Genomic DNA, 26906 nt, shown 5'->3' with positions numbered 1-26906 from the left:
CCACCCGGTCAGTCCGCTGACCCGTGGCGATGTCAATGGTGGAGATCTGTCCGGCCAGGTCGTAGGTGTGGTTCTCGGCCTCGGGGCTGGGCGGGGCCGATCGGACCAAGCTGCCCGCCGGGCCCCAGGTGTACCCGTGCTCCTGGGGCCCGGCGGGCGGAATGGCTGCCGTTCGCCGAGATGAGGCCGGTTCACATGGTGCCGGGTCAACTCGCCGGTATCTGCGGCGCCGCAGGGACGCAGTGGCGGGCGAGTCCGGCGTGGCGGTTGTGCCGGTGGCCGTGGGCCTCCGGGTGGCCGTATGCCTTGAGGCGGCGTCGGCCGGAGCGGATGCCGTGGTTCTGGGCAGATCTTGAGCCAAGTCCAAGTCAGGGGCCGGGCTCAGGACACCTCGGCGGGAACGGCTCAGTACGGCTCGGGTCCCGGGGGTGCGACCGTGAAGGTGTAGCCGTTGCCGGGGCCGGAGAAGGCCAGGCTGAGCGCCGGACCGAACAGCCCGCAGTCGGTGAGGGAGGGGAAGGTGGTCGTTCCGGAGAACGTCAGCCCGCCGCCGCCGAGCGCGGAGACCGGTCCCTCGAAGTCCAGCGCGAACTCGACGGGCTCCGAGGTCCGGCAGCCCACCGGGATATGGATGCCCAGCTCACCGGCGGACACGATCTCCACGGTGGCGAGCGCCTTGCCGTGGACGGCCAGCCGCCCGGCGTCGTCCAGCGAGACGGTACCGCTCGTCCCCTCCGACTTCAGCCCGATGCGCACCTGCACCGGCAGCCCGATCACCCGCAGGTGTTCCAGGAACGTCGGCACGGCGAGGGATCCGTCGAGCCGCCGGGCCGTCAGGTCGGTGTCCGCCGTGAAGGTGGGCCCCTGGGGCATGAGCACCGTCTCGCCCAGCGTCTTGAGCTGGAGACCGCCCTTGAGCAGCCACTTGTTCAGCGAGACGACGAAGTTCCCGCCGCCGGGGTTGGCCGTGGAGCGGGGCGGCGGAAGGATGTTCAGGCAGTCGCCGACGAGCTGCGGCTTGCCGTCGAAGCGGTCGGTGAGCCACTTGGTGACGTTCGGCGCGGCTTGGAACTGGGTGGCGATGTGCTCGCTCGGGTAGACGTCGAACTTCACCGCCGTGCCGCGCGAGCAGTAGCGCTTCTTCAGACTGATCGCCTGGTCGAGCGGCAGGATCTCGTCCGCCTGCCCGTGGTACTGGTACACCGGTGCCTGGATCTTCGTGCCGCCCAGGTCCTGTTCGCCCAGCACCTCGCCCACGGACTCGATCGCCATCAGCTCGTCCAGCGTCCGGCCGCCCGCCGTGTACTGCTTGATGTCGTCGTTGATGTAGTCGAAGAGCGTCTCGAAGACGCACTTGTCCTTCGCGTCCGCGACGGCCGCCCGTCCCGCGTCGTTGACCAGCTCGTCGAAGGGGATCTTGTCCGGGTACTCGGTCGCGAGCCCCACAACCCCCTGGAGCAGGAAGGAAGCGCCGGTGCTGCCGTTGAGGTAGCGCGCCGACGCCTTGAAGTCGCCCGGCACGCCGCCCGCGACCACGCCGGCCAGGTTCAGCGACGAGGCGTACGAGGGTTCGAGCTGACCGGCCCACCCGGCCGACTGCCCGCCCTGCGAGTAGCCCCAGACCGCGGTCATCGCGCTGCCGCTCAGGCCGCTCCCCGGCACCTGGAACGCGGCGAGCGCGGAGTCCAGCACCGCCTGCCCCTGCGACCGGCCCGCCAGGTACGTCGGCGTCTGGCCGGCCCCGTAGCCGGCGTAGTCGGTGACGGCCACGGCCCAGTTCTTCCTGAGCAGCGCCACGATGTTCGCCGTCTCGTAGTCCGTTCCCGCCGCGAGCTGCGCGGACGGCGCGCACTCCGGCGCCAGCCCGTGCGTTCCCGGCGCGTATGCCACGAGCGGGCGGGCCGAGCCGCCGGTCCAGGCGGTGGCGGGCACGAGGACCGTCCCGGTGACGGTGTTCGCGCGGCCCCGTGAGTCGGTCGACGCGTACGAGACGCGCCAGCCGTGCACGGCGGGGGCCCCGGCGCCCAGCCTCACGTCCGCCGGGGCGGACGTCAGCAGGGTGCCGTGGGCGGGTGCGGCGGCAGCTGCCGCGCCGGTCGTCACGGGCAGGGCGGCGACTCCGGCGGCGGCCAGCGCCAGGGGTAAGGCTCTCGCAGTCAGCTTTCCGACCAGGCGTTTCACCGTTGATCTCCTTAGGCGGGAGCACGGATCTTTATTTACTCGGCAGTAAGTTACCGCCGGTAAGGCCCTGAGGGAACCCCGCCTCCGACGCGGGGACGGTGCCCCGCACACCTGTTTACATCGATGTACATGCGGCTCTAGCCTGGCGCGGATTTCGCTGCGCAGAAAAGGAGAACGCGTTGACGCTCCGCCTCTTGCACGCCCTCAGACGTCTTCCCTCCCGCGCCGTGCTGCCGGTGATGGCCGCGGTACTCGGTACGGCGCTCGCCGCTCCGGCCGTTGCCGCGGCCCCCGCTTCCCCCGCCCCCGCCGCGACGGCCGGCCCCTCGGCCACCGGGACGCCGTTGCGCGACGGCACGGGGCTCTACCCGCGCGCCGTCCGGCTCGCCCACAACGGTGCCGCCAACGGCCGCATTCTCGCCAGTGTCGTCACCTTCGACGGGAACAACGGCATCGGCGCCCTCCACGAGAGCACCGACAACGGCGCGACCTTCCACGAGGTCGGCCGCATCTCCGACCCCGACGCCGCGGCCGGCCGGGGACTGTGCTGCGGCACCCTGTTCGAACTGCCCCGGGCGGTGGGCGCGTTGCCCGCCGGCACCCTGCTCTGGGCCGCCTCCGTCGGGCAGGACGAGCGGGACCGCCGGATGGCGCTGCGGATCTGGCGGAGCAACGACGTGGGCCGCACCTGGTCCTACCTGTCGTCGTGCGCCGTCGCCACCGGCACCGGCGGCCTGTGGGAACCGGAGTTCTCCATCGCCTCGGACGGCGCCCTCGTCTGCCACTACGCCGACGAGACGGACCCCGCGCACAGTCAGAAACTGGCCGCCGTGCGCAGTTACGACGGCGTCACCTGGCAAGGACGCCACGACACCGTGGCCAGCGCTCCGCAGACCGACCGGCCCGGCATGCCGATGGTGCGCAGGCTGCCCAACGGCACCTACTTCATGAGCTACGAGATCTGCACCCCCGGCGGCCAGTACCAGTGCGTGGTGCACTACCGCACCTCCGCCGACGGCTGGAACTGGGGGAGCGTCACCGACCTCGGTGTCCGTCCCGAGACGGTCGACGGCAAGTACTTCCGCGCCACGCCGACCATCGCCTGGGCACCCGCGCCGGACGGCGGTGCGAACGGGCGGCTGCTGCTGACCGGACAGCGCCTGCTCGACAAGGACGGCGGCGTCGCGGCGGAGAGCGGCCGGACGATCCTCGCCAACACGGAGAACGGCAGCGGGCCCTGGTACGAGATCGAGGCACCGGTCGCCGTGTCCGACCCGCAGATCAACTACTGCGAGAACTACAGCTCCCCGCTGCTGCCCTCGGCGGACGGCCGGCAAGTCCTCCAGATCGCCACGGACTTCGACGGCACGGTCTGCAAGCCGTACTTCGCCACGGGCTCCGTCACCGGCAGCGGTGACGCCGCCGGAATCGTCGACGGGGCGCTGTACCGGCTGGTGAACGCCAACAGCGGCGACTGCCTCGACGTGGCCGCCGACTCCCGCGCACCGGGCGGCAACGTCCAGCAGTGGACGTGCAACGGCCTCGGCCCGCAGGACTGGACGCTGAGGGCCCGCGGTGACAGCCGCTTCACGCTCACCGGCCGCAACAGCGGCTACTGCCTGGACGTGGAGAACGGGTCTGGCACGGCGGGCGCCAACGTCCGCCAGTGGTACTGCAACCAGGCCGCCGCCCAGGACTGGCGACTGGAGAACGTGGGCCGGGGCTACTACCGGCTGGTCGTCCGCTCCAGCGGACAGTGCCTGGACGTGGCCCAGGGCTCCCGCCAGCCCGGCGCGAACGTCCAGCAGTGGACGTGCAACGGGCTCCAGCCGCAGATCTGGCGGCTGGAGCGGGTATGACGTGAACGGGGGCCCCGGCCGTACGGCCGGGGCCCCCGTTCACGGCTGTTCCTCGATGGCGGCCGGCCGCGACTGCGCGGCACGGACGCGGGCGACGTCGAGCTTGGCGGAGCGGTCGAAGCGGTAGATGCCGTTCTGCTCCTGGAAGACGTCGGTCAACTGGGTGTAGCAGTAGCCGAACATGCCGGGGTCGCGCAGCAGCACCTCGGTGAGGCCGCCGAACCGGGCGTGGAACTCCTCCTCGTCCCGCACCCGTTCCCCGTAGCCCCAGGACCGGGTGCGGTCCGCGCCGGACAGCCCGGCGGCCGCCTCCGGGTCCCACCAGATGCCGCCGAACTCGCTCACGAAGTACGGCTGGCCCCCGTAGGGCAGCGAGTAGGCGGCGCCGTCCTCGTAGGCGTTGACGAACGGTTCGCCCTTGGCGAGCCCGGACATGAGCTCGCCGAACACCGCCGGGTCCTGCTCGTAGTTGTGGGCGTCGTAGATGTCCGTCTCGGCCACCCGGTGCGCGTACCCGGACGCGTCGATCACCGGCCGGGTGGTGTCCATGGCCTTGGTGGCCAGGAACATCGCCCGGGTGACGTCGTCGAGTTGGGTGATGCGGTCGTGCAGCTTCTGGTACGTCTCGTTGAGCGGGCACCAGCCGATGACGGCGGGGTGCGAGTAGTCGCGTTCCAGGGCCTCCAGCCACTGGGCGACGTAGGAGGCGTCGGGTTTCTGGTTGTCGCCCGAGGAGCCGCCGGTCTCGCAGCCCCAGTCGCCGAACTCGCCCCAGACCAGATAGCCCAGGCGGTCGGCGTGGTAGAGGAAACGCTCCTCGAAGACCTTCTGGTGCAGCCGGGCTCCGTTGAAGCCCGCCTCCTGGGCCAGTTCGATGTCCCGGACCAGTGCCTCGTCACTCGGCGCGGTCATCAGCCCGTCCGGGTACCAGCCCTGGTCCAGCACGAGCCGCTGGAAGACCGGGCGGCCGTTGAGGAGGACGGCCCGGCCGCGCAGGCCGACGGCGCGCAGACCGGCGTAGCTCTCCGCACGGTCCACCACCTCCCCGTCGCCGTCGAGGAGTTCGAGCCGCAGGCCGTACAGGTGCGGGTCCTGCGGTCCCCACTCGCGGCGCCGGCCCTCGGGCACCGGCAGGCACAGGCGCGGGGCGAGGTCGAGGTCGGCGCGGGCCTCGGCGCGGCAGACCTCGCCGTCGCCGTCGGTCAGGACGGCACGGACCCGGTGCCCGGGCCGGTTGCCGGACAGCGGCAGTTCCAGGTGGAAGGCGCCGCCGGCGAGGTCCGGGGTGATCCGGGGACGCCGCAGATGCACGTCGGGGACGGGCTCCAGCCACACGGTCTGCCAGATGCCGGTGACCCGGGTGTAGTTGCAGTCGTGGTTGGCGTACCGGACGGCCTGCTTGCCCCGTGCCTGCGGGCCCGACTTGGGGTCGCGGGCCCGTACCGTGACGACCACCTCCTCGCCCGCCCCGGCGATGTCACCGAGGTCCGCGGTGAACGGCGTGAAGCCGCCGCGGTGCCGGGCGACCTCCGTGCCGTTCGCCCAGACGGTGGTGTCGTGGTCGACCGCGCCGAAGTGCAGCAGCACCCGGCGCCCGGCCCACTCAGCCGGCAGGGTGAGCGCCCGCCGGTACCAGACGGCGTGCAGGAAGTCGGTGTCACCGATGCCCGACAGCTCGGACTCGGGCGGGAAGGGCACGATGATCTCGTCACGCAACTCCCGGCCGAGGAGACCGCGTTCCAGGCCGCTGTCCCCCCGGTCGGTCTCGAACTGCCAGGCGCCGTTGAGGTTGAGCCAGTCGCGGCGCGCGAACTGCGGTCGCGGATACTCGGGTCGCGGTACGGCGTGCATGGGCACACATGCTCCAGGGGATCGGTCGGGTGCGGCGGGCCGGAGGAGGGGGAGAGGGGTCAGGAGCCGCCGAGGCCGGTGGTGGCCACGGAGTCGACGATGCGGCGCTGGAAGAAGAGGAACACCACGATCAGCGGCAGCGCGGCCAGCAGCGCGGACGCCATCCCCGACACGTACTGGACGCCGTGGGAGTCCCGCACGGTGGCCAGTCCGACCGGCAGGGTCATCAGGTCCGGGTCGTTGGTCACGATGAACGGCCACAGGAAGTTGTTCCACGCCCCGATGAAGACGAAGATCGCCACCGCGGCCACGATCGGCCGCGACAACGGCAGCACCACCGACCACAAGACCCGGAACTCCGAGGCACCGTCGATGCGGGCCGCCTCCTCCAGCTCCCGGGGGACGCCGTCGAAGAAGCGCTTGAGGACGAACACCATCATGGGGGCGACGACCTGCGGCAGGATGACCGCCGCGTAGGTGTCCACCAGGTCGAACAGCAGCATCTGCCGGAACAGCGGCACGATGAGCAACTGCGGCGGGACCATGACGGCGGCCACGGTCACGGCGAGCAGGGCCCGCCGTCCGCGGAACGTGCCGCGCGAGAAGCCGTACGCCGCGAGGGTGGAGACGGCCACCGTGACGACGGTGACCAGCCCGGCGATCAGGAGGCTGTTGAACGCCCAGACGGGTACGTCCCCGCGGTCCAGGATCCGCTGGTACGCGTCCAGGGTGAAGGCGCCCTTGAACGGTGAGAGGCCGGGGGCGGACACATCCTGTTCGCTCTGCACGGAGGTGGCGATCGCCCACACGAAGGGCAGCAGCCACACCGCCGCCAGGACGACGAGCGCGGTCCCGGCCAGGACCCGGGGCAGCCGGCCGTGGCCGAGGAGCAGCGGAGCACCGGCGCGCTCCCGGGGTGTACGGCGCCGCGGGCGCGGGGGCGTTGTGGTGGCGGACACGGTCAGTCCTCCCGGCGGAAGAGGCGCAGCTGCACGAGCGAGACGACGACGATCAGCGCGAAGAAGAGATAGGAGACGGCCGAGGCGTAGCCGAGCCGGTAACCGGTGAAGCCGACGTCGTAGACGTACTCCAGGACCGGACGGGTCGAACCGCCCGGACCGCCCTTGGTGAGGATGTAGATCTGGTCGAACACCTTGAGCGACGCGAGGATCTGGAGCATGGCCACCAGCGCGGTGGTCCGGCGCAGCTGCGGCAGGGTGATGGACCACAGGCGGCGCCACGCCCCGGCGCCGTCCAGCGCCGCCGCCTCGTCGAAGGTCGTGGGCAGGGACTGGAGGGCGGCGAGGTAGAGCAGGAAGTTGAAGCCGGCCGTCCACCAGACGGTGAGGGCGGCGATCGACCACATCGCGACGGACTCGTCGGCCAGCCAGCCCACCGGTCCCATACCGAGGGCGGCCAGGAGCTGGTTGGCGAAGCCCAGGTCCGGCTGGTAGAGCCAGGACCAGATCAGCGTCACCACGGTCACCGGCAGCAGGTACGGGGCGAAGAACGCCAGCCGCCAGGCCCATTGCCCGGCGATCCCGCTGTGCACCAGCAGGGCCATCGCCAGCGCGACCAGCACCAGCGGCACGCTGGTGACGGCGGTGAAGAAGAGCGTGTTGCCGAGGCTGCTCCAGACGTCCGGGTCGCCGAACGCCTCGGCGTAGTTGTCGAAGCCGACGAAGGCCGTGTCGCGCAGCGCCAGCGAGGAGTCGGTGAAGCTCATCCAGAGCCCCTGCACGACGGGCCACACGAGGAAGAGGACGAACAGGAGGAGGAACGGCAGGACGAAGACCAGGCCGGAGCGGGGGGCGCCGGGGGAGCGCTGCCGGCGGGTGCGGCGGGAGCCGTCCGCGCGGGGGGTGTCCGGGCCGGTCCGCGGGCCGGTGCCGGGGGGTGCGGTGGTGGTCACGGGGATCACTCCTTCTGCTCGTCAGGCCACCGGGTCGGGCTGCCGCAGTAGCGCGTCCGCCTCGCGGACCATCCGGCGCACCGCCTTCTCGGGGGTGGTGTGGCCGAGCAGCGCCGACTGGAGCGGCTGGCACATCCGGCTCTGGAAGTTCGAGCCGGCCCCGGTGAACCAGTTCGGGGGATCGAGCACCGCGGCCTTCCCGGCGTCCGCGTACGAGGACTGCGGTGTCAGGGCGGCGTACTCCGGCTTGGCGAGCACGGGCTGGTACGCGGGTATGTGGCCGGCGCTCGCCCAGGTCAGGCTCTGCTTGATGATCTCCGCGACGTACCGGTGGGCCTCGCGCCGGCGGGCCGGGTCGGGGTCGTCCTGGTGCGGGAGGACGAAGCTGTGGCTGTCGGTGTAGACGGCGGGCCGGTCGAAGACCTGGGGGAAGGGCGCGGCGCCGAGCGGGATGCCGGACTTCCTCAGCGTCGGCAGCTCCCACTCGCCGAGCATCGCCATGCCCCCACGGCCGGAGGAGAACATGGTGAGGCCCGCGTAGTAGTCCAGGTTGTCGGGGTTGGTCCTGCCGTCGAAGAGTTGCCGCAGGAACGACACCACACGTATCGCGGCGTCGGTGTCCAGCCCCGCCGGGCCGCCGTCCGGGAGGGTGAAGGCGGCGCCGGTCTGGGCGTAGAGGGCGGCGAACAGCCGCCAGTTCTGCGCGGGGTCGTTGACGTGGCCGAACACGATGCCCGCGTGACCGGTGGCGGCGGCGAGTGCCCTGCCCGCGTCCAGCAGGGCCTGCGGGGACCCCATGGGCGCCAGTTCTCCCGAGGAGTCGAGCAGCCCGGCGGTGCCGGCGGCGTCCTTGTCGTAGAAGACGATGAAGGGGTGGATGTCCAGCGGGATCGCGTAGACGGTGCCGTCGTACCGGGTCCGTGCCCACACCGCGGGGGTGAAGTCGTCTTGGGTGACGCCGAATTCGGCGAGCAGGTCCAGGTCGAAGGGGGCGAGCAGGCCGCCGGGGGCGTAGCCCGCCAGCCGGGACAGGTGCAGGACCGCCACGTCGGGGGCCCGGCCGCCGGCCGCCGACATGGCCAGCTTGGTGTAGTAGGAGGGGCCCCAGTCCAGGATGGTCCGGTCGACGTCGAAGCCCCGGTCGCCGCCGGCGACGGCTTCGATCATCTCGTCCATCAGCAGGCCGTCGCCGCCCTGGAACAAGTCCCAGACCTTGAGGGCCGAGGCGCCGGAGGCGGAGGCCGGGGAGGCACAGCCGGACAGCGCGCCCGCCGCGAGCAGCGCGCCCGCCCCGGCCAGGCCGGTGCCCAGCAGGCGACGGCGGGTGAGGCCGGGGCCCGTGGCGGACCGCGCGGGAGGGGCGGGGGCGGGTGATCGCGCAGTCATCGTTGACCTTTCGACGGCCGGACCCGCGTGGCGGGCCGGTGGCGGACCACGGGGAAGAGGGCCCCCACCGGGTTCGGCGGGCGGGGCGCGCACCGGCCGGCGCGGTGCGGTGGCACGTTTTTACATCGATGTACATCGGCTGTAAAGAGGTCGTGGCACAAGCCCGTCGTCCCAGGGGCGGCCGTCCGCCCGCCGGTCCCCGGCCTGCCCGCGGACTACACTCGGGGCCCCAGGGGAGGGCAGGAGGTCGCGGTGGCACGGGTCAGGATCAAGGACGTCGCTCGGCACGCGGGGGTGTCCGAGAAGACGGTGTCCAACGTGATCAACGACTACGTCCACGTCTCGGACCGGACCCGGCGCGTGGTCCAGGAAGCCATCGACCACCTCGGCTACAAGGTGAACCTGGCCGGCCGTCATCTGCGCAAGGGCCGCACCGGCGTCATCGCGCTGGTCGTCCCCGAACTCGACGTCCCCTACTTCGCCGAACTCGCCCGGCACGTCATCCGCGAGGCCGAACAGCGCTCCCTCACCGTGCTGATCCACCAGACCGGCGGGGACCGCGACCACGAACTGGCGGCCCTGGCCGGCTTCGGCTCCACCTTCGTCGACGGGGTCATCCTCAGCCCGCTCGCCCTGACCGCCGACGATCTGCGCCACCGCGCGGACGCGCCGCCCACCGTGCTGCTCGGCGAACTGCTGGAGGAGGGCGCGGACCACGTCGCCATCGACAACGAGCGGGCCGCGCGGGAGGCGACCGAGCACCTCATCGGCCTCGGGCGCCGTACGATCCTCGCCGTCGGCGGCCGGGACGACGCGGGCCTCGGCACCGCGGAGGCCCGCACCCGCGGCTACCGCGCCGCCCTCGCCGCGGCGGACCTCGCCTACGACCCGGCCGCGCTGCTGCCCGTGGCCTCCTTCCGGATGCCCGCCGGGGCCGAGGCCGTGGCCCGGGCGCTGGACGAGGGCGTCCGGCCGGACGCGCTGCTCTGCCTCAACGACCAACTGGCGCTGGGGGCGTTGCGCACCCTGTACGAGTACGGGATGCGGGTGCCCGAGGACGTCGCCGTGATCGGCTTCGACGACGTGGAGGCGGGACGGTTCAGCACGCCGACGCTGAGCACCGTGGCTCCCGACAAGGCGGCGGTGGCCAGGATCGCCGTCGAACTCCTGCGGCGCCGGATGGACGAGACCGGCGATCAGGCCCCCGCGGACGCCTCCCCGGCCGGCGTCCGCTCACCCCAGGACCTGGTCGTGGCCCACCGTTTGGTACTGCGCGAGAGCACCGAGGGCGTCGCACGGGGTCCGGGGCCGGGGAACCGGGGGGCGGCACGGGGGCGTTGAGCCGGCGTCCGGGGGCGCGGGCCGGTCAGCTCGGGCTCTCCTCCGTCCAGATCCGGCTGCCGAGATCCGTACCGCGCACGACCTGGACGCGCCACGGGTCGATGCGCAGCACCTGGTATTCCGGGTCGGCCGGACCACCGCTCCAGAAGTCGTACGGGTCGTAACCGACGCCGGCCGGACTTCCCTTCCGATAGAGATCCCAGACATAGGTCCTGGTCTCCCGGTCCTCGGCCCAGGCGGAGACGCTGTCGACGAAGACGGCGTTCTGCCGGGGATTCCAGTACGAGTACGTGGTGTGGGGATTGTTCGCCAAGTGTGCCGTCTTCACCGGAGACTTGTACGCGGCGAGCCAGCCCACGGGCTTGCCGTCCACGACTTCCCAGACGGGCAGCAGGACACGGGCCCTCGGACGGGACCTCTTGTCGACCGTGATCATGGTGCAGTAGCGGATGTCACGGATGTACGCGAAGAACTCGTCGGCGATCTCGGAAAACGAGCCGGCCTTGGTCGCCATGGCGACGGCTCCTCTCTCTGTGCGTGTGGTGGGGGTGGTGGCTAGACCTCGACCGAGGCGGGCGTGGGGGCGCCGGTCACGTCGTCCGCGCGCCCGCGCAGGCCGAAGGCGCTGATCAGCGCGGCACCGAGGGCGGCGGCCAGCGGCACGACCAGGGCCGCCTTGTAGCCGTCGAGGAGCTCGCCGGGCGAGGAGCCGTCGGTGGCCGCGATGCTGACGGCGGCCGCCGCGGACAGGCCGATCGCGGCGCCGAACTGGAAGCTCGTGTACAGCAGACCGCCGGCGACGCCCTGCTCCTCCTCCTCGACGCCCTCGGTACCGGCGATGGTGAGCGGGCCGTACGCGAGGGAGAAGGCCAGGCCCAGTACGAGCAGGCTCGGGAACATCAGCGCGTAGCTCCAGTCCGCCCCCAGCGGCAGCATCAGGGCGTAGGCCAGACAGGCCAGCACCAGTCCGCCGAAGATGACCCGGGCGTTGCCGAACCTGTCGACCAGTTTGGGGGTGAGCGTCGGCGAGAGCACCGTGTCGATGCCGATCACGATCATCGCGAAGCTGGTCTCCAGGGTCGACCAGCCGCGCAGTTCCTGGAGGTAGAGCGTGACGACGAACTGGAAGCCGAAGAACCCGCCGGAGAAGAGCAGCGCGGCGAGGTTGGCGCGCACCAGGCCGCCGTGCCGGAACAGGCCGAGCCGCACCAGCGGCGCCGACGACTTGCGCTCGATGACGGTGAAGGCGATGAACAGCACCAGGCTGACGGCGACCGTGCCGGCCGTCCGGAGTGCGTCGACGTGCGTGGCCCGCTCGACGGCGAACACCAGCACCAGGATCGCGCCGGTCACGGTGATGGCGCCGGCCAGGTCGACGGGCCGGCCCCGCCGGTCGGGTCGGGGCGAGTTGGGGATGAGGGCGAGGGCGGCGAGCAGGATGACCGCCGAGAGGATCACCGGGGCGAAGAACACCCACCGCCAGTCGACCGCGGTGAGCAGACCGCCGATGACCAGGCCGATGGAGAAGCCGCCGGCGGCGGTGCCGGAGTAGACCAGCAGGGCCTTGTTGCGCTGGGGGCCATCGGCGAAGCCGGTGGTGATGACCGACAGGCCGGCCGGGGCCATGAAGGCCGCGGCGACACCGGTCGCGAACCGGGCGACGAGCAGCATCCAGCCCTCGGTCGCCAGCCCGCCCAGACCTGAGAACAGCAGGAACACCATCAGCCAGAACACGAACATCCGGCGCCGTCCGAAGAGGTCCGCCGCCCGGCCGCCGAGCAGCATGAACCCGCCGTAGCCGAGGACATAGGCGCTCATGACCCACTGCAGCGTGCCGGTGGACAACCCGAGGTCGTCACGGATCGACGGGAGGGCCACATTGAGCATGGCCACGTCGATGCCCTCCAGGAAGATCGCGCCGCACAGCACGAACAGCACGCCCCAGGCGCGCCCGCTCATGCGATCGGTGTCGCCGCCCGACGGGGATTGCACGGTGGACACTGAAGTTCTCCTTGGAATGTCTGAGGGACGGACGCGGAATTCCGCGAAGTCCGGACACGGATGAGAGAAATCGAGGAAAAGGGCTCGACTCCACGGGTGCGCACCCCGGTTACTCGGGAGCCTGTCGGTTCCCGCTTGTAACCGTAGGAATCCTCGGGCAAGCTGAGGCCTCATGGAAGAAGGCACTTCGAAGTCACCGAGGCACTGCTCGGGTACCGAGGACTACACCATCCTTCAGTGGGACGTCCGCGAGGGCTGCGAGGTCCGCCAGATCCTGGACCGCGTCGCCGACAAGTGGTCGCTGCTGGTCATCGCGCTGCTGGAGAACCGCAGCCTGCGCTTCAACCAGCTGCGCCACAGCATCGAGGGCATCAGCCAGCGGATGCTGACGGTGACCCTGCGTCAGCTGGAGCGGGACGGACTGGTGCGCCGCACCGTCCACCCGGTGGTGCCGCCCCGGGTGGACTACGAACTCACGCCGCTGGGCGTGACGTTGCACGACACGATCCAGGCGCTGGTGACCTGGACCGAGGAGCACCAGGAGGAGATCGCGATCGCCCGCGCCGAGTACGACCGGCGTTCGGAGCTCGCCGAGAAGGTGTCCTGAGGGGGCCCGGAGCGCCTGCCCGGCACGTCAACAGCGCGTCAAGGTCGTTCCGGTCACCGCCAGCGTTCCGTCAGGAGGGGCCGGGGACCGGGCGCGGACGGGCATAACGTCGACGGCGAGCCCCGGCCCGCCTTCCCGCGTCCGGGGCACTCCAGCTCTCTCCTGGCAGGTGTCCCATGGAACAACTCCTGTACGGCGAAGACCCCGAGCCCTCCGATCGTTTCCCGGCCGGACCCCTGTACGTCCCGGTCCGGCCGGGCCCCTCCGGGTCTGTGGTCCGCCTCTTCCGCACACCGCTCGGTGACCGCTCGGCCGTCGGCTTCACCTCCGCGTGCGGACTCGTCGCGACCCTCGGCACCGGTCAGGCGTGGATCCGTCTCGCCGAGCCCGCACTGCGCGCACTGACCACACCGCTCGGCGTCACCACCGTCACGATCGACCCGCCCTTCACGGCCTGCGCGCCGGCGCCGGCCGGACAGGCAGTCCCGGCTGGACCGGCAGTCCCGGCGGCGGCCCTGGCCGCCTCGGCCCGGTGGACCGGCTGGGAGGAGAGCAGGCGATGACCACTGTTCACGCATCCGCCGTCCCCGCGGCCCTCGCCGAACTGTCGGTGTGGCCCACTTCGGCCACCGAATCCCGCCCCGGCGGCCTGGCCGTGGGCGGAGTACCGCTCACGGAGATCGCCGACCGCTTCGGCACCCCCGTCCACGTCCTCGACGAGGCCGAGGTGCGCGACCGCTGCCGCACCTGCCGGAACGCCTTCCCGGACGCCGAAGTCCTCTACGCGGCCAAGGCGTTCCTGTGCCGGGCCATGGCTCGCTGGATGGACGAGGAGGGCCTCGGTCTGGACGTCTGCTCGGCCGGTGAGCTGGAGCTCGCGGTCACCGCCGGTTTCCCGCCGGAGCGGATGGTACTGCACGGCAACGCCAAGTCTCCGCGGGACCTGGAGACAGCACTCCGCCTGGGCGTGGGCCGTATCGTCATCGACAGCCCCTCGGAGATCGCCCGGCTGGCCGCCGCCGTGGGCCCCGGCGGCCACCAGAAGGTCATGGTGCGCGTGATGCCCGGCATCAGCGCGGGCGGCCACGAGAAGATCCGCACCGGCACGGAGGACCAGAAGTTCGGGCTCTCCCTCACCGACGGCCACGCCCAGCACGCCATCGCCCGCATCCTCGGCCGGCCGCAACTCGAACTCACCGGGCTGCACTGCCATCCGGGCTCACAGATCACCAGTGTGAAGCCGTATCTCGCGGCCGTGCGCCGCATGGTCGGCCTGATGGCCCGCCTGCGTGAACAGCACGGGCTGGTCCTGCCCGAACTCGACCTCGGCGGCGGGCACGGCATCGCCTACCGCCCCGGCGAGGACGCCCTGGACCTGACGGCACTGGCCCGCAAGGTGGGCAAGGAACTCGCCGACGCCTGCGCCTCGGCCGGACTCCCCGTCCCACGGCTGGTCATCGAGCCGGGGCGGGCGATCGCGGGCCCCGCCGGTGTCGCTCTGTACCGCGTGCTGTCCGTGAAGCGCTCGGGCGGAAACCTCTTCGTGGCCGTGGACGGCGGCATGAGCGACAATCCCCGCCCGGCCCTGTACGGCGTCCGCTACGCCCCCCGCCTGGCCGGCCGGCACAGTACCGCGGAACGGGCCCGCGTCACGGTGGCGGGCGGGCACTGCGAAGCGGGCGACATCCTGGCCGCCGACGCCGAACCGCCCGCCGACGTCCGCCCCGGCGACCTGCTCGCCGTACCCGTGGCGGGCGCTTACCACCTGTCCATGGCCTCGGGCTACAACCTGGTGGGCCGCCCGCCCGTGGCCGCCGTACACGACGGAATCGCCCGCCTCCTGGTCCGCCGCGAGTCCATGGCGGACATCCGCGGCCGGGACGTCGGCCTGTAACCGGGCCGGCTTCGGAGTCCCACGGCGTGGGGGCCGGTGCCGGAGCGGAGAACGAACCGTCGGGGACGCATGCCGACGGAGTGGAGCCGGGATCGTCCCGGCTCCACTGCGAGGTGCGGGCGGGTCACTGGAACTGTGCGAAGAACTTCCAGATCTCCGTTTTGGTCCAGGTGGTGACGCCGCTCTCGCCGGAGGAGCCGTCGACCGGGCCGGGGATGTGGCCCCCGTCGAACGCGGCCCACTGGACCGGGTACCCGGCACGGCAACCCGAGTAGGCGGTGGTGATGTGCGTGCGGCTGCCCGGGGCCGGCTCGCGCGGACTCTGGGCGGTGCACCCGTTGTTGGCGACGAATCTGTCGCGCAGGGACCGTCCTTGCGCGATGCCGAGGACGGAGTCGCCGATGCCGTGGATCCCGAAGTAGGCGATGGGCTGGGTGCCACCGCCGCACCCGCTGATCTCGGCGCCGGACATGACCGCGACGGCCCGGAAGACATTCGCCCGGCTGCACGCGAGCGCGTAGCTCATGCCGCCGCCCCAGCTGAATCCGGTGGCGAAACGCTGCGCCGGGTTGACGCAGAGGGCGCCCTCGATGCGCCGGATCATGTCGTCGACGAAGGTCACGTCCTCACCGCCGGAATTGGCCCAGCCGTTGCCGAGGCCCTGGGGGGCGACGAGGATCGCGCTGTTGCCCGACTGCTCCTGCTGGCCGTAGTAGGACCAGGCGCTCCCGCTGGTGCCGCCCGAGGCGACGTCGCCGGCGGTTCCGCCCCGCCAGTGGAACGCGAAGATCAGCCGGTAGGGGTGGTTGCTGTCGTAGCCGTCGGGAACCCGGAGGATGAAACTGCGGCTCTTGCCGCCGCTCTGGATCGTGTGCGTACCGCTCGTCAGAGCCGGCGCGCTGCCGCAACCGCTTCCGCTTCCGCCGCCGGACGACAGCTTGATCATCTGCCATTGCTGGTTGGCACCGCCCCAGTCGGTGTACTGGACGACGTTGCCGCCGTCGGCGGTGGAGCCGCCCTGCACCTCCACCGCCTTGCCGCTGCCGCGGTTGATCAGCCGGACGTGGCCGGCGTCGGAGTCGGCCAGGCGGAACTGCTGGTTGGTCCCGTTGTGGTCGGCCCACTGCTGGATCGCGGCACCGTCCGCGGCCGATGCGCCGGCCACGTCGAGAACCTTGCCCGAATGCCGGGCCTTGAGCCGGTAGAAGCCGCCGCCGGAGTCCACGAACTGCCACTGCTGGTTGGCTCCGTCGGTGCGCGTCCACTGGCCGATCCGCGCGCCGTCGGCGGTGGACGCGCCGGAGACGTCCAGCGCCTTGCCGCTGTTGCGGTTGACCAGGACGTACCAGGCGTCGGTGTCCACCGTCGCCGCCTCGGCAGGCGCCGGCCGCACGGCGGCGAGCAGGCCGATCGCGAGGGTCACCGCCACCACGGCCGCGATCCGGGACCACCAGCGATGCCGTCCCGCGGAAGCCGCACCGTGCGCCGTCATCGATTCACCCCCTTCGTCCTCGGGCGGACCCGATCAGGTCCGGGTCCAGCGCTGGTTGCTGCCGCCGGAGCAGGAGTAGAGCTGGATCTGGGTGCCGTTGGCGGTGCCGGCCCCGACGGCGTCGAGGCAGAGGCCGGACTGGACGCCGACGATGGAACCGTCGGAGTTCAGGCGCCACTTCTGGTTGTCGCCGCCCCAGCAGCTGTAGATCTGGACCTTGGCTCCGTTGCCGGTGCCGGCGGCGTCCAGGCACTTGTTGCCGTAGACCTTCAGCTCACCGGCGTCGGAGTACGTCCACTGCTGGTTGGTCGCGCTGTTGCAGTCCCACAGCTGGACCTGGGTGCCGTCGGTGGTGGCCGCGTTGGGCACGTCCAGGCAGCGGCCGGAAGCCACCCCCTTGATCTGCCCGCCGCTGGTAGGGGGCGGCGTGGTGGTGCCGCCGTTGAGCGCGTTGAGGACGGCGGTGTAGGCGGGCTTCTTGCTGCCGTCGTTGTTGAACAGCAGCGGCGTGTCACTCGACCGCCAGGAGTCGCTGTCGCGCACGCCCCAGACGGTGATGCCGAGGCAGCGCGAGACGGCCAGGCAGTCGTTGGTCACGGCGGCGTAGGTCGAGGACGAGGCGCCCTGGATGTCGAGTTCGGTGATGGCCACGTCGACGCCGAGGGCGGCGAAACTCTGCAGAGTGGTGCGGAAGTTGCTGTTGTAGGGGCTGCCGCTGTTGAAGTGCGACTGGAAGCCGACGCAGTCGATCGGCACGCCGCGCTGCTTGAAGTCCCGGACCATGTTGTACACGCCTTGGGTCTTGGCCCAGGTCCAGTTCTCGATGTTGTAGTCGTTGTAGCAGAGCTTGGCGGCCGGGTCGGCGGCACGCGCGGTGCGGAAGGCCACCTCGATCCAGTCGTTGCCGGTGCGCTGCAGGTTGGAGTCCCGCCGGCCGCCCGAACCGTCGTCGGCGAAGGCCTCGTTGACGACGTCCCACTGGGCGATCTTGCCCTTGTAGTGGCCCATCACGCCGTTGATGTGGTCGATCATCGCCTGGCGCAGGCTGCTGCCGCTGAGGCTCTGCATCCAGCCGGGCTGCTGCGAGTGCCAGGCCAGGGTGTGCCCGCGCACCTTCTTGCCGTTCTGCACCGCCCAGTTGTAGACGCGGTCACCGGAGGTGAAGTTGAACTGGCCGCGCTGCGGTTCGGTGGCGTCGATCTTCATCTCGTTCTCGGCCGTCACCATGTTGAACTCACGGTTCGCGATCGACGTGTACGTCGAGTCGCCGAGCCGGCCCGAGGCGATGGCGGTGCCGAAGTAGCGGCCGCTCTGCGCGGCCGCGGCGCCGAGCGTGCTCTCGGCGGCGTGCGCGCCCGTCGGCGCGGCCAGTGCGCCGGCCGTACCGAGGGCGCCGACGAGCAGCGCCATGAGCGGGCCGCGGAGCCTGCGGCGGACAGCGGATCTGGGAAGGGCGTACGGGCCCATGACTGTGCCTCCAAGATGGACATCACGGAAGGACTGAGGCGCGGGGGACCGCGTCCCGGGACGGGACGATCCCGATGTCGCGCGTGCGGGTGTGCGTGGATCTGCCGTGCGGCATGGATCTCGTAGGGCCAATGCGGTTCGAAATGTCGAACTGCGGTCGCTTTCTCAGACAGGGATGATCGAGCCATGGCGATGCGCCGTCAATACTCCCTGCCGAAAAAGATTCCGAATTCCGTTCGAAAGTTTCGAACCGGGTGGGTGACGCCGGTGTTACGACGAGGCCGGCGGCTGCGGTGAGCGGAGTACGAGCAGGGTGATCTCGCTGGGGGCGAAGACGCGGAACGGCGGGCCCCAGAAGCCGGTGCCGCGGCTGGTGTAGAGCAGGGTGCGGCCGCCGTGGCGGCTGAGGCCGGCGAGGGCGGGCTGGTCGAGGCGGACCAAGTGGTGGAAGGGCCAGATCTGGCCGCCGTGGGTGTGCCCGGAGAGCTGGAGGTCGATGCCGGCGGCTGCCGCCCGGTCGACGAACTTGGGCTGGTGCGCCAGGAGCAGGACGGGCAGGCCGGGGTCGGCGCCGTCCAGCGCTCCGGCGAGGTGGGCGCGGTGGCCCGCCAGGCCGGAGGACTCGGCGGTGACGTCGTCCACACCGGCGACCACGAGGGTGTCGCCGCCGCGTTCGAGCAGCACATGGCGGTTGCGCAGCGGCTCCCAGCCCAGTTCGTCCATCAGGTCGACCCAGCCCTGGGCCTCGCTGTAGTACTCGTGGTTGCCGGTGACGTACACCCGGGCCCGGGTGGCCCGCACGGTGCCGAGCGGGGCGGCCTGGGCGCGGCGGCGTGCGGCCGTGCCGTCCGCGATGTCGCCGGTGTGGCAGACCAGGTCGGCCTCCAGGGCGTTCACGGTCTCGCACACCCGCTGCGACCAGCGGGCGCGGTCGAGCGGGCCGTAGTGGGTGTCGGTGATGAGGACGACCCGCAGCCCGTCCAACCCGGCGCCCAGCCGCGCGAGTTCCACGTCGAGCCGGCGCACGCGCGGCACGCGGCGGGCCTCGGCATACCCCCAGCCGAGTAGGACGGCGGTCACACCGAGGACGGCCCACGTGACGGTGCGGGCCCGGTCCTGGGCGTCGCCGGCGCCGGCCACGGTCAGGGCGAGCCGCACCAGGACGCCGAGCAGGACGGACCAGGTGAACAGCACCCAGCTGGTGCCCAGCAGGGTGTCACCGACGATCGCCGCCCGGTCCCGCTGACGCCGGCCGTGGCCGCGCGCCATCGCGAGCGGCATGCACACGAGGCCGGCGGCGAGCAGGGCGGTGCCGGCCGCCGTGACGGGCAGCGGCCAGTTCTGGCCGGTGTACAGGAGCACCCAGCAGGGCACGGCCCACAGCAGGACGGGCGCGATCAGCGGCAGGTAGCGCATCAGGCGGTGCAGCCGGCTCCGCCGCGGCGCTCGGGCCTCACCCTCGGCGGGCCGGGTACTGCTGGTGTCGGTCACGCTTGCCCTCCCTGACCGGGCTGCCGTCTCTCGCGCACTGTATCCGGTCGCCCCCGGGCCGGCCGGTGGGCGAGGGGCCCGCTGGAGCACGCTCGGGGCTGTCGTCCGCCGTCAGGGTCGCCCGCGCGCCGCGCGCTCGGCCGGCTCACCGGGAGCCGTCGTGCCCCCGCAGGTGCAGGGCGCGCAAGGCGACCTCCAGGGCGAAGCGGTGCTCGGGGTCGGCGAGCCGGTCGCCGAGGTAGGAGTCGAGGGTGCGCAGGCGGTAGCGGACGGTCTGGGCGTGGACGCCCAGCATCTCGCCCACCTGCTCCGCCGGCGCGCGGGTGGAGATGTGGACCCGCAGGGTCTCGATGAGCCGGCCGCGCCGGCTGGGCGGGAGCCCGTCGAGCGGGGCGAGTTCGCGGGCCGCGAGACGCTCGACCAGGGCGTGGTCGGACAGCAGCCACAGGGTGGTGAGGTGGTCCTCGCAGGCGATCAGCGGGGCGTTGGGGATCACTCCGTCGTCGACGAGCTGCAGGACGCGGCGCGCCCAGCGCACCGAGTCGGCGGCCTGGCCGAGCGGGACGGTCAGACCGAGCACGGCCCGGGTGCCGGACAGGGCCTTGCGGATCATCGCCAGGCGCTGCGGGGTGAGGTTGCCCGGGACCAGCAGATGGGGCTGGGGCATGTCGAGGTCGACGAGGACGTCCTCGTCGAGCGCGGCCTGGATGCGGTCGGCCACCGGGGGCCGCAGCGCGACCAGGGTGCACCGCGTGGGCAGCTCCCAGGCGGCGGCCTCGGCCAGCTCGGTGACGGTGGTCCGCGGCAGCGGCGGTGCGGCCAGGATGAGGTGTAACAAGCGTCTTCGTAACGCGGACACCTCGGACGCGGCCCGCTCCCGCACCTCCGCGTACCCCTCGCGGGTGACCGCCTCCAGTTCGTCGACGTAGGCGAAGAGGGCGTCGGCGAAGGAGAGGACGAGGGTGGGGGAGAGGTTGTGCTGGCGCCCGAGCGTCTTGGCGCGGCGCAGGGTGATCCGCGCTCCGAGGCGGTAGGCGCCTTGCAGGGTGTGCAGGTCGCGGCCTTCGTACGCCTCCACCCGGCCGAATCTGCGCAGCAGTTCGTCGCGGGCCTCCGAGCGCCTGCCGGGGTCGGCCACCCGGTCCACGAAGGTGACCAGCGCCAGTTCCACGCCCTGCCGGATCGCGTCCCCGCTCGGCCCGTTGAGCAGCCGGCCGTACACCGGGTAGGCCCGTGTGACCTCCGCGCGTATCTCGTTGAGCAGGCTCGGCAGTTCCGGGCGTATGAAGGCCGCGAACCTCTTGGGCAGGGGGCCGAGCGGTTCGCCGACTTCGGGGGACCGTGCGATCGAGGGCATAAGTCACCTCTTGCGCTCAGAAGTGTCCGGCGAGGCGGCCGGCCGGGCGCCGCCCGCCTCGCGCGGAGGGCGCCCGGCCCGGTCCACCAGGTGTCACACCGGTCTGGGTGCTGACACTTAATCAACTCAGCCGCCCGGTGTACACCGCTCGGGCGGATTACGCCGGTGCCCGCCGGAACCCGCCGCAGGGAACCGGCCGGGCGGACTACGCCGGTGCCCGCCGGAGCCCCCGCGGGGAACCGGCCGGGCGGTGGTCGTCAGCGGACGGCGGAGTGCCAGTCGCGGGCGAGGACCTTGCCGGCGTCGGGTACGACGGTGCCGGGCGCGGTGAGGCCGGCCAGGAAGGTCTGGGCGTTGTTCAGGGTGAGGCTGTTGTTCCCGGCGGCGGAGGGCAGCCCGGTCTTGGCGTTGACGGCGGCGTTGATCAGGCCGACGTTCAGGCCGCAGCCGGAGGCCCCCGGCACCGCGAAGCCGTTGTCGTTCTGCGGGGCGCCGGTGAGGTCGATCCGGCTCATCTCGCCGGCTTCGTCGACCGTGCCGTCCCCCTTGAAGAAGGTCATCCCGAACGCCGGGTAGTCGAGGTTCTTCGGCCGCAGCACGATCGGCGCGGACGCCGACCCGATGTAGCAGTGGTCGCCGAGGAGCGGGTTCTGCAGGTGGATGCGGACCGGCAGCGCGATGATCGGCATGTCCTTGAGGACGCCCGCGGTCTGGTCGAAGGCGTACGGCGCGCCGACGGACTCCATGGTGGCGGTGATCTTGTTGAGCTTGGCGTCGCTGAGGGTCTGGCAGATGCCGGTGATCACCGGGATGTCGCTCGGACACATCAGGCCGAGCAGCCCGCCGGGGACGGTGGCGGAGTCGGCGACCAGCGCGCCGGAGGGCGGCGCGACGACGGTGCCGGTGCCGTCCGCGTTCTGGACGACACCGAACTGGAGGTTGGTCCTGCCCGTGACCACGGTGGTCTTGCCCAGCTTGATGGAGCCGGTGGCGGAGGTGGAGACCACGCACTGCGGGGTCCGGTCGGAACCGTCGGCGGCCAGCATCGCCGGGGCGTCCACGGGGCAGCGGGTGAAGGGGGCCCACTGGCCGTTCAGTGCGGGCTCGGCGGCCGACGCGCCGCCGAGGGAGGCGAGGGTGCCGAGCGCGGTCAGGGCGGCGACGGCGGAGATCCGGGTACGGGTGGAGAGCCGGGTACGGGTGGAGAGCCGGGGCATGGTGGTGGCCTTCCGGGGATGAGGGGGAGGGGGGCGAGCGCCGGGCGGGGACGGCTCAGCGCTCGGGGACGGGGATGACGAGGGGTTGCAGGTCCTTGGTGCACTGGTCGGGGTTGAAGACCTGCACCGCGCACGTCTGCCCCTGCGTCTGCTTGACGTAGTTGCCGGAGCCGGAGACCGAGGCGGTGAGCAGCCGGTCGAGGTTCTCGCCGTTGCCGCCGCAGTGGGTGAAGGCGGGGATGGTCACCTCGCCGGTCAGCGGGCCGCCGGAGCTGAGCAGATAGCCCACCGGCAGGGCGGGGGGCTGGTGCGAGCTGCGGCCGGTCAGCACCAGGTGGTCACCGGGGAACTTCGCGGGCTCGGGCTCCTCGGAGCGCAGCGGGCTCCGGGTCCGGCAGCCGGCACCGACGTCCAGCGGGGCTCCGTTGACCTCCAGGGCGGTCACCCTGAGGACCAGCGGGACCCGTATCCGGGTCTCCATCTTGGTGAACAGGGTGACGAACGAGGTCTCGCCCTTGCCGTCCATGGTCATGGGCCCCGTCTGCTCCAGCACCATGGTGGCCTTCGTCGGAACGAACCCGAAGGTCAGGAAGGTGGCCTGGAACGGCGGGGTCTGCGGCTTGCCCCGGTACCAGAGCGTCCCCTGCGAGTGCTGGGTGAGATAGCCCCCGGAGTAGTCCGGGAACAGCTCGATGTCGGTGGGGCCCTGTTCGATCAGCGCGCAGGACAGGGGGAGCAGCGAGGCCCCGGCCAGCTTGCGGACGTTGGTGTAGCCGGTGATGTAGGCGTTCAGCGACGCGGAGGTGGACGGGTGCCGCTCGTCGTAGCGGCAGGGCGGGGCGTCCGGGCGTCGGGTGGCGGCGCCCCGCGGGACGCGTTCCGTCACCGTCGGCGCCCGGCCCTCCTGGTCCTCCCCGCCCCCTTGGCCGTCCCGGCCCTCCTGGCCGTCCGGGGACTGCGGGGACTGCGGGGCGCCGGGTGTGCCGGTGCCCGGCGCCGGGGCGGAGGGGGCCGGTGAAGCGCGGGCGGTGGGCGGGGCCGTGGGGTCGGGCTCGATCGGTACGGTGGCCAGCAGGCCCCGCTTCGGCGCGTCCTCGGCGGGCGAGCAGCCGACGGTCAGCGCGGCGGGGTCGGCGGCGGTGCCGTCCGGGGTGTCGAGCGCCAGGTCGAGATCGAGGGCGCCGGCGGAGAAGGCGAGGGTGCCGTCCACGCGGGCGGTGACGGAGGGGACTTCGCCCGTCGCGGTCAGCGTCAGGGGCCCCGAGGCGGGCAGGGCGGCCGGCCGCGCCGTACCGCGCCAGGTCGCCTCGGCCGCCGACTCGCCCTGGGTGATCCCGACCCCGAGACGGGTCACCGCGCGCACGCCGGCCGCCCGGCCGCGGGCGAGGTCCGCGACCGCTTCGGCGGGCAGCTCGACGGTGGTCGTGACATCGGTGGGGGCGAACGCCTTGCCCGCCCTGGCCGAGGTCGGGAAGTCCGCCGTCACGCGTAGCGTCGCGGGAAGTTCTTTCGAGGGCAGCCGGCAGACGTAGGGGAGCGTGACATCGGCCTCCTGGGTCCCCGAGGCCGAGACCGCGGCCGGGACCATGGCGGCGAGTACCACGAACGCGCCGATGGCCGTGGTGCGGACACGGACCCGGGGCAGCCGCGGCGCGGCGGCGCGATGGCCTCTCATACGGCTCCAGTCGGTCGAACACCGGTGTGGACAAGGGAAAGGGCGGCCGGGCGGGCCGGGCGGTCCGCGTCCGCCCGGCCGGGGTGCGTGACCGGCCGGGCGGACGCGGACGGCGGCGCCTTACGGGTTGGAGCCGACGATCTTCGGGATGGTGCCGTTGGAGGACTTGATGACGTAGTTGCCCTTGAAGGTGGGCTTGGTGGAGGTGGTGACCACCGTGCCGCAGTTGACGGGGGCCGGGTTGGAGCTGACGGCCAGGTCGCCCGCGACGCTGTTGACCGCCAGGACTCCCGTGGAGTTGGTGTAGGTGCCCGAGGCCTTGCCCGTCACGGTGAACTTGCACGCGCCCGCGGTCACGTTGGCCTTGACGTTGCCGACGTAGCCCGTGGTGACGCCGGTCGAGGCGTTGTAGTCCTGCGCGACGACCGTCCAGGGGGTGACCGCCACGGTGCTGACGTTGCCCAGGACGCTGGTGCACGGCGATGCCGAGGTGCCGAAGCCGATGGCGCTGATGGTGGCGACCGTGGCCGGGTTGCCGGTGGCGCTCGCCATGCTGCCGGACGCGCTGGAGGTCGTACACGTCATCGGGATGGTCGCGGTCAGCACGATGTTGCCGCTGTTCGTCGCCGTGTAGCTGCCCGTCGGGGTGACGGTCCAGACCGTGGAGGGAACCGCCGAGGCGGGCCCGGCGGTGAGACCGAAGGCGGCCGCGGCCGCACCCGCCACGACGGCGAGCCTTCTCGTGTGCTTCTTCATGGCGTCAGGGCTCTCCTTGTGGTTGAACGGCAGGGATGGGCCGCTGCCGAATCGAGCGAGGGTGTGCGGCCCGCGGCTCGGTGTTCCCCGTCCGCGGACCATGACGTTACTGGCGGGAAACTTCGTCGAACAATGCCGTTGTTCATGATTCTTTGAAAAGAGGAACCATCTCTTTCCGGGGTGAGTGATCCACAACCGGTCTTAGTCATCCGCTGCCAAAGCCGGGGGTCTTCGGCGGCCCGGGAGGGGATGTCCCCGGCCTGCCCGCACGCGCCGGGATTGCTCACTCGGCAACAAGTTCCGGGGGCGGGTTTGTCTGCTCCGTGACAGATTTCGCATGGCCGGACCGGGACTCCTCGAAAACCTGGAACCCTGTATTGCCCCCTGCGGTTACTCGGCCGTAACGTGCCGGTGCGGTGCTCGGTGCCAGGTCGGCGGCCCCCGGCCGGCCCGGCCGTGGGGGATGCCCTCCGCTCGCCGCCCGCCCTGTCTCCGCCGAGGCACGGGCGGCGGAGCGGGGTTGTCTGCGGGGTGACAAACGCCGTGACGGCCAAGGGGGTTGGGGGCCGCATCCGATGCGGGCCCGCGCACCGACCCGATGTGCGGCCCCCTTGAACACGGAACCTGGACGCGTCCGCTGGAGGTGATATGGGCGTCGAAGTGGTGGTCGAAGGCCTGACCAAGTCCTTCGGTAAGCAGAGCATCTGGCGGGACGTGACACTCACTCTTCCGGCCGGCGAAGTAAGCGTCATGCTGGGGCCGTCCGGCACCGGGAAGACCGTCTTCCTGAAGTCGCTCGTCGGGCTGCTCAAACCCGAGAAAGGCCGTGTGCTCATCAATGGAGTGGACATGGTGAACAGCCCCGAACGGGAAATCTATGAGACCCGCAAGTTATTCGGGCTCATGTTCCAGGACGGCGCCCTGTTCGGATCCATGTCGCTGTTCGACAATATCGCCTTCCCGTTGCGCGAACACACCCGCAAGAAGGAGTCCGAGATCCGCCGCATCGTCATGGAGCGGATCGAGATCGTCGGACTGCTGGGCGCGGAGGGCAAACTGCCGGGGGAGATCAGCGGCGGTATGCGCAAACGGGCCGGACTGGCCCGCGCGCTCGTGCTGGACCCGCAGATCATCCTCTGCGACGAACCGGACTCCGGCCTCGACCCGGTCCGCACCGCCTACCTCTCCCAGCTGCTGATCGACCTCAACGCGCAACTCGACGCGACGATGCTGATCGTCACCCACAACCTCGACATCGCCGCCACCGTGCCCGACAACATGGGGATGCTCTTCCGGCGCGAACTCGTCACCTTCGGCCCGCGCGAGGTGCTGCTCACCAGCGAGGAACCGGTGGTCGCCCAGTTCCTCGACGGCCGGCGCGAAGGCCCCATCGGGATGTCGGAGGAGAAGGACGCGGCCACCCTCGCGGCCGAGGCGAACACCGCCCGCCCCGTCGAGCCCCGCAGGATCGTGCCGCAGCTGGAGCCGTCGCCCGGCCTGCCGCACCGCCGCGCCGTCACCCGGCGGCGCGAGCGCGTCCTGGGCATGATCGACCAACTGCCCCCCGCCGCCCGCACCGCCATCCTGCGGACCTACGCGGACAGCACCGCGACACCCACCGCACCGGTCCCCGCCGCCGGGAGCGGCGCATGATCGGCGGCGCGCTGCGGCAGACCGGGCGGCTCTTCGCGCTCGCCGTCGAGGTCGGCCGTGCCATCTTCCGGCGGCCCTTCCAGTTCCGCGAGTTCGTCGAGCAGTTCTGGTTCGTCGCCGGAGTCACCATCCTGCCCGCCGCCCTCGTCTCCATCCCCTTCGGCGCGGTCATCGCGCTCCAGGTCGGCTCGCTCACCCGGCAACTGGGCGCCCAGTCCTTCACCGGGGGCGCCAGCGTGCTCGCCGTCGTCCAGCAGGCCAGCCCGCTCATCGTCGCCCTGCTGATCGCCGGCGCCGGCGGCTCCGCCATCTGCGCCGACCTGGGCTCCCGCAAGATCCGCGAAGAGCTGGACGCCATGGAGGTCATGGGCGTCTCACCCGTGCAGCGCCTGGTCGTGCCCCGGGTACTGGCCACCATGGGCGTGGCCGTCCTGCTCAACGGCCTGGTCTCCGTCGTCGGCACCCTCGGCGGCTACTTCTTCAACGTGATCATGCAGGACGGCACCCCCGCCGCCTACCTGTCCAGCTTCTCCTCCCTCGCCCAGCCGGCCGACCTGTACATCAGCGAACTCAAGGCGCTGGTCTTCGGGTTCATCGCGGGCATCGTCGCCGCCTATCGGGGGCTCAACCCGCGCGGCGGCCCCAAGGGGGTCGGCGACGCCGTCAACCAGTCCGTCGTCATCACCTTCCTCCTGCTCTTCTTCGTCAACATGGTGATGACGGTCCTGTACCTCCGGATCGTCCCGCCGAAGGGGGGCTGACCCAC

Annotated in this window: 21 protein-coding genes; 7 read left to right on the top strand and 14 right to left on the bottom strand. The window is 71.7% G+C overall.

What is annotated here, in order from left to right:
* Window positions 1-405: 405 nt before the first annotated feature.
* The gene (locus tag IH25_RS38655; protein ID WP_051754138.1) at window positions 406-2181 is read right to left on the bottom strand and encodes a lipase family protein; all 1776 of its coding nucleotides are present in this window, start codon (window positions 2179-2181) and stop codon (window positions 406-408) included.
* A 239-nt stretch (window positions 2182-2420) separates the two neighbouring features.
* Between IH25_RS38655 and IH25_RS0127645 the strand changes: the two genes are divergently transcribed.
* Window positions 2421-4040: an RICIN domain-containing protein gene (locus tag IH25_RS0127645; RefSeq protein WP_078844450.1), complete on the top strand. Its 1620-nt coding sequence runs from the start codon at window positions 2421-2423 to the stop codon at window positions 4038-4040.
* Window positions 4041-4079: 39 nt separating this feature from the next.
* Here IH25_RS0127645 and IH25_RS0127640 read toward each other — a convergent pair whose 3' ends face one another.
* Genes IH25_RS0127640 through IH25_RS0127625 form a run of 4 tightly spaced genes read right to left on the bottom strand, consistent with a single transcriptional unit; the run spans window position 4080 to window position 9189 of the window.
* Entirely contained in the window at window positions 4080-5891 is a 1812-nt protein-coding gene (locus tag IH25_RS0127640; protein ID WP_030616246.1) for a glycoside hydrolase family 2 protein, read from the bottom strand.
* Window positions 5892-5950: 59 nt separating this feature from the next.
* On the bottom strand, window positions 5951-6850 hold the full coding sequence (locus IH25_RS0127635; RefSeq protein WP_030616243.1) for a carbohydrate ABC transporter permease: 900 nt from the start codon (window positions 6848-6850) through the stop codon (window positions 5951-5953).
* 2 nt (window positions 6851-6852) lie between these two features.
* Window positions 6853-7803 carry a carbohydrate ABC transporter permease gene (locus tag IH25_RS0127630; protein ID WP_030616240.1) on the bottom strand — a complete coding sequence of 317 codons (951 nt, stop codon included), beginning with the start codon at window positions 7801-7803 and terminating at the stop codon, window positions 6853-6855.
* Window positions 7804-7824: 21 nt separating this feature from the next.
* On the bottom strand, window positions 7825-9189 hold the full coding sequence (locus IH25_RS0127625) for an extracellular solute-binding protein (RefSeq protein ID WP_030616238.1): 1365 nt from the start codon (window positions 9187-9189) through the stop codon (window positions 7825-7827).
* Window positions 9190-9441: 252 nt separating this feature from the next.
* Here IH25_RS0127625 and IH25_RS0127620 point away from each other — a divergent pair, with 252 nt between their 5' ends.
* Window positions 9442-10530 (top strand): LacI family DNA-binding transcriptional regulator, encoded by a 1089-nt coding sequence (locus tag IH25_RS0127620; protein ID WP_030616236.1) that lies wholly within the window; start codon window positions 9442-9444, stop codon window positions 10528-10530.
* Between the two features lie 25 nt (window positions 10531-10555).
* Here the strand turns inward: IH25_RS0127620 and IH25_RS0127615 are convergent, their stop codons facing one another.
* Together IH25_RS0127615 and IH25_RS0127610 are read right to left on the bottom strand one after the other, a co-directional pair.
* Window positions 10556-11044, bottom strand: a complete 489-nt coding sequence (locus IH25_RS0127615; RefSeq protein WP_030616234.1) for a pyridoxamine 5'-phosphate oxidase family protein — start codon at window positions 11042-11044, stop codon at window positions 10556-10558.
* Window positions 11045-11085: 41 nt separating this feature from the next.
* Complete coding sequence (locus tag IH25_RS0127610; protein WP_030616231.1) at window positions 11086-12489, bottom strand: MFS transporter; 1404 nt, start codon at window positions 12487-12489, stop codon at window positions 11086-11088.
* Between the two features lie 214 nt (window positions 12490-12703).
* Between IH25_RS0127610 and IH25_RS0127605 the strand changes: the two genes are divergently transcribed.
* The 3 genes from IH25_RS0127605 to lysA all read left to right on the top strand — a co-directional run bounded on the left by IH25_RS0127605 (window position 12704) and on the right by lysA (window position 15032).
* A complete protein-coding gene (locus IH25_RS0127605) occupies window positions 12704-13138 on the top strand; it encodes a winged helix-turn-helix transcriptional regulator (protein ID WP_030616228.1) in 435 nt (144 codons plus the stop codon).
* A 176-nt stretch (window positions 13139-13314) separates the two neighbouring features.
* On the top strand, window positions 13315-13701 hold the full coding sequence (locus IH25_RS0127600) for an SAV_915 family protein (protein WP_030616225.1): 387 nt from the start codon (window positions 13315-13317) through the stop codon (window positions 13699-13701).
* Complete coding sequence (gene lysA / locus IH25_RS0127595) at window positions 13698-15032, top strand: diaminopimelate decarboxylase (protein WP_030616222.1); 1335 nt, start codon at window positions 13698-13700, stop codon at window positions 15030-15032. The genes IH25_RS0127600 and lysA overlap by 4 nt, the downstream gene beginning before the upstream one ends.
* A gap of 124 nt (window positions 15033-15156) precedes the next feature.
* Here the strand turns inward: lysA and IH25_RS0127590 are convergent, their stop codons facing one another.
* The 7 genes from IH25_RS0127590 to IH25_RS0127560 all read right to left on the bottom strand — a co-directional run bounded on the left by IH25_RS0127590 (window position 15157) and on the right by IH25_RS0127560 (window position 24487).
* Window positions 15157-16524, bottom strand: coding sequence for an RICIN domain-containing protein (locus IH25_RS0127590; RefSeq protein WP_051754137.1), 1368 nt, complete (start codon window positions 16522-16524; stop codon window positions 15157-15159).
* A gap of 33 nt (window positions 16525-16557) precedes the next feature.
* The gene (locus IH25_RS0127585) at window positions 16558-17991 is read right to left on the bottom strand and encodes an endo-1,4-beta-xylanase (RefSeq protein ID WP_030616215.1); all 1434 of its coding nucleotides are present in this window, start codon (window positions 17989-17991) and stop codon (window positions 16558-16560) included.
* A gap of 270 nt (window positions 17992-18261) precedes the next feature.
* Window positions 18262-19482: a metallophosphoesterase gene (locus tag IH25_RS0127580; protein ID WP_030616212.1), complete on the bottom strand. Its 1221-nt coding sequence runs from the start codon at window positions 19480-19482 to the stop codon at window positions 18262-18264.
* 145 nt (window positions 19483-19627) lie between these two features.
* Window positions 19628-20839: a helix-turn-helix domain-containing protein gene (locus IH25_RS0127575; protein ID WP_030616208.1), complete on the bottom strand. Its 1212-nt coding sequence runs from the start codon at window positions 20837-20839 to the stop codon at window positions 19628-19630.
* 257 nt (window positions 20840-21096) lie between these two features.
* Complete coding sequence (locus tag IH25_RS0127570) at window positions 21097-22056, bottom strand: hypothetical protein (protein WP_030616205.1); 960 nt, start codon at window positions 22054-22056, stop codon at window positions 21097-21099.
* Window positions 22057-22111: 55 nt separating this feature from the next.
* The gene (locus tag IH25_RS0127565) at window positions 22112-23731 is read right to left on the bottom strand and encodes a DUF6801 domain-containing protein (protein ID WP_030616202.1); all 1620 of its coding nucleotides are present in this window, start codon (window positions 23729-23731) and stop codon (window positions 22112-22114) included.
* Window positions 23732-23851: 120 nt separating this feature from the next.
* Complete coding sequence (locus IH25_RS0127560) at window positions 23852-24487, bottom strand: hypothetical protein (protein WP_030616199.1); 636 nt, start codon at window positions 24485-24487, stop codon at window positions 23852-23854.
* A 648-nt stretch (window positions 24488-25135) separates the two neighbouring features.
* On the opposite strand from IH25_RS0127560, the gene IH25_RS0127555 reads away from it, so the two are divergent.
* Window positions 25136-26140 carry an ABC transporter ATP-binding protein gene (locus IH25_RS0127555; RefSeq protein WP_030616197.1) on the top strand — a complete coding sequence of 335 codons (1005 nt, stop codon included), beginning with the start codon at window positions 25136-25138 and terminating at the stop codon, window positions 26138-26140.
* Entirely contained in the window at window positions 26137-26901 is a 765-nt protein-coding gene (locus tag IH25_RS0127550; protein WP_030616194.1) for an MlaE family ABC transporter permease, read from the top strand. The genes IH25_RS0127555 and IH25_RS0127550 overlap by 4 nt, the downstream gene beginning before the upstream one ends.
* Window positions 26902-26906: the final 5 nt, after the last annotated feature.

The sequence above is a fragment of the Streptomyces achromogenes subsp. achromogenes genome, from assembly GCF_000720835.1.
Lineage (GTDB): Bacteria > Actinomycetota > Actinomycetes > Streptomycetales > Streptomycetaceae > Streptomyces > Streptomyces achromogenes.
Note: the sequence above shows the minus strand (reverse complement) of the source record. Positions and strands in the feature narration are given on the sequence as shown.

Coding starts and splice junctions, on each gene's coding strand:
- IH25_RS0127645 (WP_078844450.1), top strand. CDS start 2,421: ATGGCCGCGGTACTCGGTACGGCGCTCGCCGCTCCGGCCGTTGCCGCG.
- IH25_RS0127640 (WP_030616246.1), bottom strand. CDS start 5,891: ATGCACGCCGTACCGCGACCCGAGTATCCGCGACCGCAGTTCGCGCGC.
- IH25_RS0127625 (WP_030616238.1), bottom strand. CDS start 9,189: ATGACTGCGCGATCACCCGCCCCCGCCCCTCCCGCGCGGTCCGCCACG.
- IH25_RS0127615 (WP_030616234.1), bottom strand. CDS start 11,044: ATGGCGACCAAGGCCGGCTCGTTTTCCGAGATCGCCGACGAGTTCTTC.
- IH25_RS0127610 (WP_030616231.1), bottom strand. CDS start 12,489: ATGAGCGGGCGCGCCTGGGGCGTGCTGTTCGTGCTGTGCGGCGCGATC.
- IH25_RS0127605 (WP_030616228.1), top strand. CDS start 12,704: ATGGAAGAAGGCACTTCGAAGTCACCGAGGCACTGCTCGGGTACCGAG.
- IH25_RS0127600 (WP_030616225.1), top strand. CDS start 13,315: ATGGAACAACTCCTGTACGGCGAAGACCCCGAGCCCTCCGATCGTTTC.
- lysA (WP_030616222.1), top strand. CDS start 13,698: ATGACCACTGTTCACGCATCCGCCGTCCCCGCGGCCCTCGCCGAACTG.
- IH25_RS0127590 (WP_051754137.1), bottom strand. CDS start 16,524: ATGACGGCGCACGGTGCGGCTTCCGCGGGACGGCATCGCTGGTGGTCC.
- IH25_RS0127585 (WP_030616215.1), bottom strand. CDS start 17,991: ATGGGCCCGTACGCCCTTCCCAGATCCGCTGTCCGCCGCAGGCTCCGC.
- IH25_RS0127575 (WP_030616208.1), bottom strand. CDS start 20,839: ATGCCCTCGATCGCACGGTCCCCCGAAGTCGGCGAACCGCTCGGCCCC.
- IH25_RS0127570 (WP_030616205.1), bottom strand. CDS start 22,056: ATGCCCCGGCTCTCCACCCGTACCCGGCTCTCCACCCGTACCCGGATC.
- IH25_RS0127565 (WP_030616202.1), bottom strand. CDS start 23,731: ATGAGAGGCCATCGCGCCGCCGCGCCGCGGCTGCCCCGGGTCCGTGTC.
- IH25_RS0127560 (WP_030616199.1), bottom strand. CDS start 24,487: ATGAAGAAGCACACGAGAAGGCTCGCCGTCGTGGCGGGTGCGGCCGCG.
- IH25_RS0127555 (WP_030616197.1), top strand. CDS start 25,136: ATGGGCGTCGAAGTGGTGGTCGAAGGCCTGACCAAGTCCTTCGGTAAG.
- IH25_RS0127550 (WP_030616194.1), top strand. CDS start 26,137: ATGATCGGCGGCGCGCTGCGGCAGACCGGGCGGCTCTTCGCGCTCGCC.